We start from the raw sequence: 13,598 nt of genomic DNA on the forward strand, positions 1-13,598 counted from the left end.
ATGAACTTACTTAAAATACTTCTCTAACTCTTATTACCCCTTGCGCTTTGCGCCTCTGTAATTTTATTCTTCCGTGACTTGTGAGTAAATTCTAAAGTTCTCAAAGAATTTGCTATCAATGCTCGAAAGATACGGTAGAAAAATAACGGATTACCAAGAAGATAGCGCTGCCATAAACGTTGGGGTTCTATAACTAATCTAGTTAACCACTCAAAACCGCGATCAGTCATCCAATGCGGCCCTCTGCATACAGCATCGGTATAATAATCAAGGCAGGCTCCTAGAGGTAAAAAAACTTTTGCATTTATTCGAGTCCAATTGTCAAGTATCCAACGTTCTTGTAATGGCATACCAAAACCAACATATAAAATATCTGGCCGAAATTTATTAATTTCACTAATAATCGCTTCATTTTCTTCACCAATTTTTTCAAAATAACCGTGATGTCCTTTGACTTTTAAATTTGGTGCGATTGCTTTGAGTTTAGCGATCGCTTTGTCGACTGTACCTGGCTTACCTGCAAGAAGAAATAAGGATACATTTTCTCTTTCACAAGCTAGCGCCAAGTTTTCTATATAATCTGGACAAGTCATACGATATTCTGATTTAAGACAATATCCACAAAGTTTTGCTCCCCATAACACACCAAAACCATCACAAAACACTAAATCTGATTCATTAATGAATTTTCTATACCAAGGCAATTCATATGCAAAATTAATAGCTCGAATATTCACATTTCCCACAATAGTTTTTTTTTTAGTTTTGCCGACTCAATAATATAATCTATAAGTTGATAGACTTTTAGCTTGTGGAATCTAATCCCTAACAATATAATTTCGTCAAATTCTTGTTTACTGCTTATTAAACTCATAAGTTTTTAATTAGTCACTAACATAGACTCTTTCATGAGTGACTTTTATTTATGCCTTAATATTAGATTTTATTAAATATTCAGCTTCTCTAAGAAGCTGAGTATCTGTTTATGTTGAATTAATTAGTATGATTTAATAAATATTTACCATACACCATACTGATCAGATGGTAAACTTCCAATTGCTTTTCTAAATTTATCTTTTATGTCTTTAGCTATTGATGGTTTAATAAATTTTTTAGGTATAAAGGTCAATAGTTCTTTTGTAATCCAAACTAAGTAAAATCGTTGCCGTTTACTAACTAAATCCTTGGATGTTTGTTTAGCAAAACTAGAGGCTACTCTCCAACTTTCACTAATTTCTATAAATTTATTCCAAGATTGTCCGGTAAAACCGTTGAGTGAATAAGAAGCTAGAGGTGTTTCAACATAATGGAAGCAAAACCCATATAGATAAGCTCGAAAGATGAAATCATAGTCAGCTGCTATGGAGTAGTTTAAATCAAATAATCCTATTTTTTCATAAACTGCCCTTTTCACAAAACAGCTAGGATGATTTAGAGTAAATTTAAATAATAAATTATCTAAATTTCCTGGAATGAATGTATTTAAATACTGTCCATTAAAATAGTTGTACAGAGAAGAATAAATAATATCAATTTTTGACTCTCTTAAAAAAATATCTTCTATAATTTGTAAAGCTTTATCATTATACCAATCATCAGCATTGATAATACCAATAATATCTCCGCTTGCACGAGATATACCTTTATTCATAGCATCATAAATACTATTATCTTTTTCCGAAATTAAAATATCAATTTTATCTGCATAACGATGAATTATCTCTAAAGTTCCATCATTAGAGCCTCCATCAATAATGATGTATTCTAATTCTGACTTTATTGCTTGTGTAATAACACTTAGTATTGTTTTTTCAATTGTACTAACTGCATTATATACTGGAGTAATAATAGATATTTTCATCTCTTTATTATTAAATTATTCTTCAATAACTAAACTCAATAAACCCTAAATGGTATGGTGTGTTAAAGCAATGTATAACGCACCCCAATCATGCGGTGCGTTACGGCTAGTTCTAACTCTCTTAAACTCTCAAATCTTTACATAGCCGTAACACAACGGTAATAAAACGAGAACCCAGAGCGGCGGCTTCCGCTGCTCTGAAGTTCGGTGGGCAGAACATCTGACCGTTTTTTACCTACCCTACTAAAACTGACCGATTTTTATTTTCCCTACGTGCTTGAAACTGCACTAGCGAGATCATTGAGAAATTGTTCACGTCTGCTACGATACCAATTTTTAGCATTATCGAAAGTGGTTGACGTGGATGTTGAAGTCACTGCTGACATGATCAGATTGGCAAACTCTTGTGGTGTTTCAGCAACTCTAACCGTTGATGGTGGATGGGTAATTCCTCGTAAGGCAATTGGAGTTGCTACGATCAGAGAACCAGAGGCGATCGCATCCAAAGTTTTGATTTGTATGCCACCTCCACTTAATGTCGGAATAGCAACCACCTTTGCTTGAGCCATGAATTCTTGAGCATCAGGTACAACACCACAATAATAAATATTTGGATATTTACCATTGAGCCAATCAGCATCTTTACCAGCTACATGAATTGAAAGTTCAACTGGTAAATAAGAATAAACATTTTCAATAAACCATTTCAGTCCCTCTATATTTGGCTTCCATGTCCAACTACCTAAAATACCAATATCAAAGTGCTTCTTAACTATTTTTTCTTGTAAATTTTTAAAACTAGGTGCTATCCCAAACGTTCTAATTCTATTTACATTGGCAAGGTGAGCAAAGGATTTATGATCATGGTCTGTTAAAGTCCAAATTTGTTGAGATAAACTTGATAACCTTGCTTCTTGCAATTTCATTAATCTAGCTTCTCGCTTGTAAAGCAATTTTGATATCAAATTATTAGCTCTTTTAAATTGTTCTTCATACATTTCATGCTCAACATTCTGACTAATAAAAATTATTTGATTTTTATCTTGAATATAAGCCTCAATCCAACCAATCTGAGCATGTTCAATAATTATGCTGTCATACTTTTCACTGAAGATAATTTTATTAATTAGATTAATGTATGCATGAGAATAATATTTAGCTGATGAGTATGGCAAACTTTTCCAAAGGCTCAAAGCTAACCACAGCAAAGCATAAAACTTTGACTTTCTTGTTTCTGTATGTCGCTCATCAACTACGAATGTTTCCTTGGAATTATGTTCAAATCTATCACCTTTGCGAAGATAACCAACAACTGTAACTTGATGACCTAGAGACTTGAGAGCATCAATAAAACACTGTGAAGCAACTTCACCACCATTACAGTTTTTACTAAGAAGAATTGTCGTTAAAAATAGAATTTTCATATTTTAATTAACTAATCAAATTTTAAACCTAATACAAATTGTATTTAGCTGTAGTTGAATAAAAGTTTTGAGAATTGATCACAATACTATTACCAACCGCCGTAAACTATAAAAGACTTAGTAAGGTACCCAAATTTTTCTTCGTAAAGTTTTCCTTCAGGAAAAAGATTCATCAATTTTTGCTTACTCAACAATTTAATTGAAGTCACTGAACTGAGAGCTTGTTGCTTATCAGGTGTCTTTTTTCTCCATCCTAAATTAAAGTGAGTTAATAACCAAACTCTTACTACAATGGGAAGAAATTGAAAGAATGGAAAAACAAAATGAGGCTCAATGGGAAAATAGAGATTTGGTGTTTGAATAAAATATTTTTTTCCTACTCGCTTTACTTCATTAGCCATCTGAAGTTGCTCGTTATAATCTCCGACATGCTCAATAACAGAATTAGAAAAAACTATGTCAAATTCTAAATCTTTAAACTGATACATTTTTCTGGCATCACCCACAACACATTTAAACTTTGGATGATTAATTTGCTCTATGTTTAGTAGAGTAATTTCTAGCTCTAAACTCTCTTGATTGAAAAGACCTGTATTTTCCCAAAAACTAGGTCTACCTCCAACATCGAGAATTTTCAAGGGAGTTCTTGTTGATTTAATTAGAGAGTTGAATAAAGCAAAACGTTTTCTTCTTAAATCACTTGCTAAGGAATCAGATCTACGATTGTCGTAAATTTTTTCTATAACTTGACTGAGCATATGTTGTTTTAACCTCGATTAAATTATCTAATTAGTCAAAAATCTTCCTGACTAGAACCTACAGAAATTGCAAAACTTCGGCATAAGCCTCCAACAATTTAGGAGCTTGATGTCGCCATTCAAGAATGTCTTTCATCCTGTTTCGTCCTTCAGCTCCCATTTTTTCTCGAAGTTGAGGAGAATCAAGTAGTTCGATGATTTTCTGAGCGAACTCTATCTCATCATTAGGTCTAGCATACAAAGATGCTCCCTCTGCCGAACGTCTTCCCTCTCGTAGATCAAACTGAACAATAGGTTTTCCTAGTGCCATGTACTCTAGGATTTTGTTCATAGTGCAGTTGTCGTTATAAGCAGACTTGGGAGATGGTTCTACACAAACATCACAGCTAGACAACCGTTCTAAAAGTTCCTTACCTGTTTTAAATCCTGTAAATTCCACGAACTCAGTCACTTCTAACTTTTTAGATAAGGCTTTAAGCTTTTCAGCAGCAGGCCCATTCCCAATTAGCATGAAGTGAATATCTTTGCGTTTCTTGTCTGTGACTAGATAACGTACTATTCTCAGTAGATAGTCAATTCCCTCTGGTTCTCCCATCACTCCCATATAGCCAACCAAGTATTTTTTACCTTGGCGGTAGCTGGGATTTGGAGATATGAAATGAAAGCGTGAAAGGTCGGGCGCACTTCTAACTACAAAAACTTGCTTTGGGTTTTTACCTCCCCTAGTCAAAGCTACCTTTCTGTGTGACTCGTTTGTTGCGATCGCTAAATCTGCTGTGGCATAAGTCAAACGTTCAGCCAAGCGTAAACCATAGTAGAAAACATCTCGGCGATTGTATTTAGCTATATACATTTCCGGACTGAGATCGTGGTGATCGAAGATGACTTTTATGCCATGAAAAATTTTGTACCATCCTGCTACCAAGAAGAGTAAGTCTGGAGGATTGCAAATATGAATCACATCAAAGCCCTGTTCTTGCCAGACTCGTTGTGCCAGACGAAACTGCCAATAAACAGCCCAGCCATATTCTCGAAGATAGCCAGTAACAGAACTCTCTTCCGGGGGAAGAGGATGGCGATAGATATGAATTCCTTCGATTTCTTCGTAATCCTTTTCAAACCCGTTTCCTTTTGGAGAAATAGTAGAGACTTGATAACCTGCCTTTTGTAGAGTAGTGGCTTCCATCCATACTCGTCGATCAAAAGGAATGGGAAGATTTTCGACAATGATAAGGATTTTATCTAATTTACTATGAGCTTTCATTACTTTTATTACAGCGTTTTCTAGATAAATGAAGTGTCAGGGTAAATTTTTGTAAGTGTACTCGCGAGTCATAGGAAATGAGGTTGAAATCAAAAATTATGGATGGGAGTATTAAAGAATAATTCAGGTATCTTGATTATTGTTTTATGGCAGATTGGATATTCAAGAAATACCCAAATATTGAGGCTATTTTTAAATTTAATAATCCCTATTTTTTCTGCTATGAATTAGCATTCAATCAAAAAATGTAAATTCCTGTAAAATTTTATTTTATTCCTAGTACAGAATCATAAATAGCTTCTAATTTAATAGTCTGTTTGTGAATATCAAATAACTCACAAACATACTCTCGCCCACGCTGTCCCATTTGTTTACTTAAAGCACGGTCAGATAATAAAATATCAAGCTTTTCAGCCAATGCAACATCATCTTTCTCTGACACCAAAAACCCTGTTTCACCATCTAAAATTGCTTCAGGAATACCACTATGCCAGGTAGAAACAACAGGAATACCACTAGCGCAAGCTTCTAGAATAGCAAAAGGCATACCTTCACAATCCCCGTTTTCTGCCATCTGACTAGGTAAGGCGAATATTTCTGCATTCCGCATCAATTTTTGTACTTCATCGTGAGGTTTAGCTCCCACAAAACGCACATATTGAGAAATACCAAGTTTTTGACTTAATGCATGAAGTTCTGCTGTTAAATCACCCGCACCCACCTGGATCAGTGAGACATTTGGATGCTTTTTGTAAATTCTTGCAAAAGCTCGCAAAAGCGTATCAATTCCTTTCTTTTCTGTATGCCTACCCACACAGAGAATAAAACGTTCGTCAGCTTCTTCTGTTCTAGGTGAAAATTTTCTAATATTGATGCCAGGATTGTACAAAATTATTTTTTTTTCAGGGTATCCTTGTTCAATCAGCTTTTTACGCAAGAAGTTAGAGAGAACAAGAAATGCAGATGCTTTTTCCTTTAGTTCCTTTTCATGCAAAATAAGTTGATAGTATAAAGGAGCTCCATAGCTCCATATTTTTCTACGATTAATTGTAATATCATATCCCCAAAACGAAACAATTAAAGGTATTTTAAGCTTTTCAGCTAGTGCCATTGCATAAACTCCATCAGGGCCAAAATGAGCATGAATTAGATCTAAATTATTGAGTAAACCAGAATGACCAAATAGATGAGGAGAACGTGTAATTAGATAAATTAATTGTTTGATATTCAAAAAATCGCTTTGATTAATTGAAATATTGCGAAAAGCTACTTCTTTTAAAAGAGTACATGCAATAAATATCGGATCGTATTTAGATAAATTTAGAGCTGGTTCTGTTATAAATGTCTCTGATACACGGGGAAATCTTTTTCGGTATATCCCAACTTCTCTCATAGTTTTGCTCATACTTTGCCTTTATTTTTGTTAATTAAAATTTCTAATTTTTGACTTAATATTATCTTGTCCACCTCAAAATCCAAACTCTCTCCAGTCCGTAAAATGGAGCTAAAATTAATGTGATTACAACCCAAATTGGCCCTAGTATATATAGCCAAATACCACCGCGATGAAGTTTAATAAATTGCTCTAGAGGGTAACGCAGGTGTCTGTGCCAGTAGGTTAATGGAATCCATTCCTTGATATAGGTTTTGTAGATTCTTTCTACTTCATAAGTAGCTTCAACACCGGCAATACTTGTTTTATTTTCACCGCTGATTGGATTGATACTCAGAACATCGTCGATAACTTTCCAGCATACTCCACGAAATAGAAAATAATTCCATAGCTCGAAATCCATTGCATACTTGTAGCTTTCATCTACAGGTTTGTTTCTATCTAATAATCTACGTCGATAAAAGCAGCTCGGTTGAGGGATTGGATTATGAGCAGGCATCAAGGTAATTTGTTTGAGTGTAGGAGCTTTAACATACACTCGATTATTACTTTCATCCTGAATAATTGAACGCTCTCCTGTCCCTAAAATCCGATTAAACAAAACCATCCAAAAATTGATTCCTTTTAATGGCTGCTTGACGTTCTCTGTGATAAATTCCATGTGGCAGCGGCCTACAAGAACATCAATTTCAGGTGAATCTGTAAATGTTTTACCAACTTTATGTAAAGCGCCTAGTGTGAGCAGATCATCGCTGCATAACCAGTTAACTATCTCACCATTGCACTTAGCAACACCTTTATTAATAGCATGAGATTGCCCACTATCCTTCTCACTCACCCACCAAGCAATATATGGTTCAAATTGCTTGATTACCTCAATACTGTTGTCTGTTGAGCCTCCATCAATGACAATGATTTCAAGTTTTGGGTAATTTTGATTGATTAGACTTTGTAGAGTTGCTCCAATAGTTGCACCTCCATTATAGTTGGGTACAATAATGGAAATAGATGGAAGTTCTGTTGAACGATCAGATTTTAATAAGCTATTTTTATTTACCTGGATATTTTGCATGTTTATCACTTCCTCAACAGAATTGAAATTGAATCTAAATTATCAATATATAGCTCAAAAATTTTTAGATTGAGCTTAATAAATTATGACAATCAGTCACTTTAAGTGGACGATTTCTTCTGATTCTCTTGATTGACACAGCAGATGAGAGGGAAATCGAGATGTATGCTATCCAAATTGTTCCTCTTGATATGATTCCACCATTATCTGTAAAGTTAAATAAAAACATAATTATGATGGTTTGTAACATCCAAAAATTTTCTGTTACTGGATTTGACATCCATAAAAAAATTATTCTACTCAAGGTAGATAAAAAGTTGACTATATATAGTAAAAGACCTAAAAATCCTAATTGTAGAAGAACTTCTATGTAACTGTTATGGGAATTAAAGAGTTGAAAATTGTCTATTGATAAAGAATTTTTTGCCCATGTAGTACGTAGGATAACAATAGATTCATTAGAACCCCAAAAACCCGAAATACCGTAACCAAGCCAAGGACGCTTTAATGCCTGCTCAATGCATAATGTCCAGATTGGTACTCGTCCGTTAAAGGTAGTGTCTTTTCCTAAGATATTAACTAATATGGTTTTTTCATTAATCAGAATTAGAAAAGCCACAACACAGCTGATTATTAATGCACCTGTAAGAAGCACAGAACGCAACTTATAATTCTGCTTGACAAACTTATGAAGGGGAAGCAAACACAATGAAGCAACAAAGATTACATAACCTCCTTTACCTTGACTAAGAAAAACAAGAGTAGTTGCAATAGCAAATTTAGCCCAAGCGATCCAATGTAGCCTGCGGTTGTTGAGAGCAGCTAGCAGAAAAAGCATGGCTGCTAGAATCATGTAGATAGCTAGATAATTTTTGTAAGGGAAGATGCCTCTCCATGCACCATTACTGTATACACCAAAACCTGGGATAGCTATAGGAAGTATCAAGCTGAGAATAGCTACAGTCCCAAATACCCACGCCAATAACCTCATCTGCTCTCTAATGCTATAGCGTGTTGCTAAATACATTCCAAATAAGATTGTACGTAACATAGCTTTGGAAGTGATTGAGGTTATATCTGGAAGAACAGACCATAAACCAGAGATTGCAATCATTCCCAATAAAATGAGTATGGTTATATCTGTTGTCGCTACATAAATAAATTTTTTCCAGTGTAAAAGAATTAAAAGTGCAACTATTAAATAACTGAATACATCAAACAGCTTGGCTAGAGTATGAGGAAAAAAACTAGGACTGACGAAATAAAAAAGTAATAATCCAGTGAGCCATATTTCCACATAAATTGCCAAACGCAGAAACGATTGATTTTTCATGTTTTGCTATGTTTGACGGCGTCGAATAACATAAAATAGTGACAAAAATATTTTTGCTGTAACGTATTTCTGATGAATTGTGCGTTGCGCTTCGCTATAACGTACCCTACTATATTCAAGAGCCATATTTTTGGCGATCGCCTCTACCAATAATTTCGTTATAAAGAGACAAGTAACGATTAGCTTGTATTTCTGTAGTAAATTCTTGTTCTACTTTTTCACGGGCGCGATGTGACAATTTTTGATACCGCTCTTGATTTTCAAGCACCCAAGCTATTCCTTGAGCCAAATCTTCAATTTTAAAAGGTTGAGCTAGGTAGCCATTTCGTTGATGTTCAATAATATCTTTTAATCCAGTTGTATTGAAGGCAACGACTGGTTTACTGCAAGCAAGAGATTCAGAAGCAGTTTGCCCAAAAGATTCTTGAATTGAGGGAATAACCATGACATCTGCTGCTGAATAGACAAGTGCTAATGAAATATCGTCGTGTAAATGCCCTAGATAATGAGTTTTAAAACTAAAATCAACAGAGCTTGTAGGTTGAGAAGCTCCGAAAACAACTAGCTCTAGGCAATCTCGCCACTCTGATTTACTTAATTCTTGCAGTGCTGTTTGCAACAGATGAAAACCTTTTCTTTTGTCACTAGTTGCTTTTAATGCTCCAAATAGAATGAGTTGCTTATCTTGAGGTAAGTGAAGTAACTCTCGTGCTAATTTTTTACTAATTGGTTTGTATTTTTCTATATCAAGTCCATTGGGAATTAACTCAATTCGTGATTCCTTAAACAGAGAACTAGAGCTAATACATTGAACCATCCAGGAACTGAGGGCAACTATTGTTAAATTGAGATTCTTCCACGCTTTGGCTTTCCGCTGCCATATCCAACGAGATAAATCCCAATTGTGACTACTGCCGAGTTGAGGGCAGGCACCACAGGATAAAGTGTAGCGATCGCAATCTCCACTATAGTGACAGCCTCCAGTCAACGCCCACATATCATGAAGTGTCCAAACCAAAGGGTGCTTTAGCTTGGTAATGGTTTCTATTTGCATAAATGCTCCATTAGTCCAGTGCATATTGATGATATCTGGAGCAATTTGAGCAACCTTGGGAACTACTTTATCTGGTAACCATTGAGGCGAAAATGTACTTGCAATTCGTTTGTGATAAAACTTTAGTGGTAAAGCATCAATTGTCTGCTTTGCTCTTGCTATGCCTTGAGATAATTTAATTGTTGGCGCAATTACCATGTTGTCATCGCTGTATTTTTCCTGTACCAGTAATTGTGATTTGACACCGATATTTTCTAAACCTTTATGTAAGCGATACGTGGCACGAGCTGCACCACCATTAATGTCAGATATATTAATATGTAGAACATTCATAATTAGCCTACATTTATCATCTGCTTAACTTTCTTTTTTAAAGACACGATTAGAGGTTTACTGTATAAAGTACGCTGTGTAAAAATATCTGCTTGGCGATTTTGAACCAAGAAAGGAGGATGTTGGAGAGGAAAACTCATTTCATCAGCTGGTATGTTAGCAAACTTGCTTTTTTTGCTTAAAGTATGAGTTCCTTCTTCACCAAAACCAATGTTTGAAACTAAATTGATATTAGAAATTATGCACAAACTACTTTGTAACCAGCAAGCAAGTGTCCATCTTAACGCCCAACTATCTATCTTTCCTTCATGGGTCGATTGTAGGATATTATGCCAATAGTTAACTGCCTCTGTACTTTGTAAGATATCTTCTAAAAGGTTTTTCTCTTTTACTTCAGACCATAGTTTCATTTGAAAATCAAAGTACTGCCAAGCTCTTCTCCATGTTGCCCAACCCCAGCAGTGATTGTAGCGCGAAAAGTAGTAACTGTAATTAGTTCGCCTACGCCCAAATTGTACATTCTGCCCAGAAATTGAGCCAATCCTAGTATCATATCTATATTTTTCTAGTAATTCTTCACAGAATGGAAAAAAGCTAGGATGAGGAATACAATCATCCTCTAAAATAATTGCCTCTTCAACATTACTGAAAACCCAATCTAGACCGCTAGATACACGTTTTGCACATCCTAAGTTTGTATTAGAGTAGTCCTTTAATACTTCACAGTCCCAGTCAACTTGCTCAATAATCGTACGAGTAGCCTCGCACTTTTCAGCTTCGTTAGGGCGATCGCTACGTGGCCCATCTGCAATCACAAAAAGCTTTGGTGGTTTTACTTGGCGAATTATTTCAAATACTTTTTCTGTTGTATGAGGTCGCTTAAAAATGATAAAAGCTATAGGAGATTTCATAGTTAAAATACATTAATTATGATTACAAATTATCTTTTAGAGTTGGCACCCAATCGTAATTGCATATTTTCCCAAGCCCGAAGATAATGAATAGATAAAGTCACTAAAGTAAACTGCATTTTTTTATTTATTCCACGTAGTTTCTCATCTGGAAAATATTTAACAATAAATTTTATAGGTGGTCTTAAATCCCTATAAACTTCTTTTAAACTTTTAAATAAACTCTTTTCTGTTTTTAAATCATAAATTCCACCAGCTACCCTTTGAATCTTTTGATGTAATTGAGAGAATGTATATCTAGCAGGATGCATAACACAAACGTCATCTGCATAAATTTGTTTATAACCTGCACGAAAAACACGTTGTCCCCACTCTAAATCTCCTCTAGATTTAAGATTGCTATCAAAATAACCTACTTTTTCTAGTACCTTCTTAAAAGTAAAGAGATTTGCTGTAGCTGCAAACCTAATTTCTTGAATATATTGCTTTTGTGGAAAAGCAACTACACTCTCATACAGTTCTACTAGGGTTAATTTATTTGGGCTTTTAAAAAAAAGCTGTATTTTCCCACCAACTAATCCACATTCAGGTGCCTCAAGTAGACGTGCTACTCCTTTTTCAATCCAATTTTGGGCTGGAATACAGTCTGAATCTGTAAAAGCAATAATTTCACCCTTAGCAAGAGATATACCTTTATTTCTGGCAGCATATGAACCTGGATTACTTTCATATGCAACAGTCGCTTGACTGAACTGACTAACTACATTCTCAGTATTTTCTTCAGAGGCATTATCAACAACTATCACTTCATAGCAATGTTTTGGGTATGTTTGTTTTTCCAAAGCATCTAAACAAAGTTTTAGGCGTTGAGAATCGTTAAAAACTGGAATTATAACAGAGACTAAAGGATTTTGTATTTGCGTAAACATGAAATTACTAGAGACACATTAAAGCTACTATGATTACCTCTATTTCTGATTTTTGCTGTCTATCTTCTCTTGGATAGACAGCTAGATACCTCGAAATTTTGATTGTTTTCCAATTTATACAGATAGAGTTGATTGATTACTTAGAACTTCAAATAAATAACTTTTAGACGCTGCTATAGCTTTTTGTAGCTTATCGTTAAATGTATCGGAGTAGATATTAGAAAATAAATATTCTTTTCTAAATTCTGCATTGTCTGTATCTGTAAAAATTCGGTTTTCTAAACCTAGATTATTCAGCAAATCTTGAACTTTATGTGCTTTATATGTTTTAGTAAATACAGTAAAAGGTTTTCTAAATATCAAAGAAAATATAGTTCCATGATAAAAGCTCGTAACTACATACTCTGCTTGAGAAAAATAACCCAGCCATTCTTCTGGACTAACTCCTATGAAATTGTAGTGTGCCACCTTATTGTAATAACCAATAGAGATTGGTATTAAATTTTTAGCATTAGCTACTGATTTAACAAAATTTTCTTGCTTAACTGAAAGGTCAGTAGCATAAATAAGTAAGTATTTTTTCTTGATATTTGGAGGTACTAGAATATCATTATATTTAGCCAGAAAGGTTGGATCGAGGACTTTTACAGCTTGGCGATCGCATTCTGAAACTAGACGTAGACTGTTTGAATCTCGAACTGAAATTACATCAAAGTCATTAATCAATTGATAGATATAATTTCTAAGCTCCATTAATGACTCAGTATTACCAAAACTTGCTGCATAACTTAATTTCAAAGTATTTTTACTATTGATAAAATCTAGAAAAAATGATGGATCAAAGCCACGAAATGAGTTGAGGTTCCATAATTCATCACTGCCACATACAACAGCATTATACTGATTATTAAATATTTTTAGCTCTTTTTTTGAATAAAATGTGTTACTACTTAACTTCATTTTGGAAGATAAAAATTGTCTCATTTTCCAAAACTTGATTATATTTTGTATAAAATGTTGATTGAAGTAAAACCTATATCTTGAACGCCAAATGGGGTGCAACTGTTTTGCATAAAACTTAATTGCTACACGTGGACGATAATCAATAATCTCAACATCATGTCCTAATTGTTCAAGTGTTTTATACAAAGCATAGGCCTGAAGAGTTGCACCATAATTGAGAGTGTGATGATAAGTTAAGATTCCAATTTTCATATATTTTACCTATTTAAATTACTATTATTTATTCTCAAGTTTAGACTTTGA

At 34.4% G+C, this 13,598-nt stretch carries 12 protein-coding genes; all 12 read right to left on the bottom strand.

What is annotated here, in order from left to right; translation table 11 throughout:
* Positions 1-23: 23 nt before the first annotated feature.
* Positions 24-737: a WecB/TagA/CpsF family glycosyltransferase gene (locus U2718_RS07825; RefSeq protein ID WP_341993354.1), complete on the bottom strand. Its 714-nt coding sequence runs from the start codon at positions 735-737 to the stop codon at positions 24-26.
* 281 nt (positions 738-1,018) lie between these two features.
* Positions 1,019-1,861, bottom strand: a complete 843-nt coding sequence (locus U2718_RS07830; protein WP_341993355.1) for a glycosyltransferase family 2 protein — start codon at positions 1,859-1,861, stop codon at positions 1,019-1,021.
* Positions 1,862-2,130: 269 nt separating this feature from the next.
* A complete protein-coding gene (locus U2718_RS07835; RefSeq protein ID WP_341993356.1) occupies positions 2,131-3,285 on the bottom strand; it encodes a glycosyltransferase family 4 protein in 1,155 nt (384 codons plus the stop codon).
* An 89-nt stretch (positions 3,286-3,374) separates the two neighbouring features.
* Complete coding sequence (locus tag U2718_RS07840) at positions 3,375-4,043, bottom strand: methyltransferase domain-containing protein (RefSeq protein WP_341993357.1); 669 nt, start codon at positions 4,041-4,043, stop codon at positions 3,375-3,377.
* A 58-nt stretch (positions 4,044-4,101) separates the two neighbouring features.
* Positions 4,102-5,307 (bottom strand): glycosyltransferase family 4 protein, encoded by a 1,206-nt coding sequence (locus U2718_RS07845; protein ID WP_341993358.1) that lies wholly within the window; start codon positions 5,305-5,307, stop codon positions 4,102-4,104.
* 265 nt (positions 5,308-5,572) lie between these two features.
* Positions 5,573-6,712 carry a glycosyltransferase gene (locus U2718_RS07850; protein WP_411813245.1) on the bottom strand — a complete coding sequence of 380 codons (1,140 nt, stop codon included), beginning with the start codon at positions 6,710-6,712 and terminating at the stop codon, positions 5,573-5,575.
* 49 nt (positions 6,713-6,761) lie between these two features.
* Positions 6,762-7,772, bottom strand: coding sequence for a glycosyltransferase family 2 protein (locus U2718_RS07855; RefSeq protein ID WP_341993360.1), 1,011 nt, complete (start codon positions 7,770-7,772; stop codon positions 6,762-6,764).
* A 64-nt stretch (positions 7,773-7,836) separates the two neighbouring features.
* On the bottom strand, positions 7,837-9,105 hold the full coding sequence (locus U2718_RS07860; RefSeq protein WP_341993361.1) for an O-antigen ligase family protein: 1,269 nt from the start codon (positions 9,103-9,105) through the stop codon (positions 7,837-7,839).
* 115 nt (positions 9,106-9,220) lie between these two features.
* Positions 9,221-10,492, bottom strand: coding sequence for a glycosyltransferase family 4 protein (locus tag U2718_RS07865; RefSeq protein ID WP_341993362.1), 1,272 nt, complete (start codon positions 10,490-10,492; stop codon positions 9,221-9,223).
* A gap of 2 nt (positions 10,493-10,494) precedes the next feature.
* Entirely contained in the window at positions 10,495-11,403 is a 909-nt protein-coding gene (locus U2718_RS07870) for a glycosyltransferase family 2 protein (RefSeq protein WP_341993363.1), read from the bottom strand.
* A 29-nt stretch (positions 11,404-11,432) separates the two neighbouring features.
* Entirely contained in the window at positions 11,433-12,332 is a 900-nt protein-coding gene (locus U2718_RS07875; RefSeq protein ID WP_341993364.1) for a glycosyltransferase, read from the bottom strand.
* A gap of 114 nt (positions 12,333-12,446) precedes the next feature.
* The gene (locus U2718_RS07880; RefSeq protein WP_341993365.1) at positions 12,447-13,547 is read right to left on the bottom strand and encodes a polysaccharide pyruvyl transferase family protein; all 1,101 of its coding nucleotides are present in this window, start codon (positions 13,545-13,547) and stop codon (positions 12,447-12,449) included.
* Positions 13,548-13,598 lie beyond the last annotated feature (51 nt).

Origin of the sequence: Chlorogloeopsis sp. ULAP02 (assembly GCF_038404745.2) — a bacterium.
Lineage (GTDB): Bacteria > Cyanobacteriota > Cyanobacteriia > Cyanobacteriales > Nostocaceae > Chlorogloeopsis.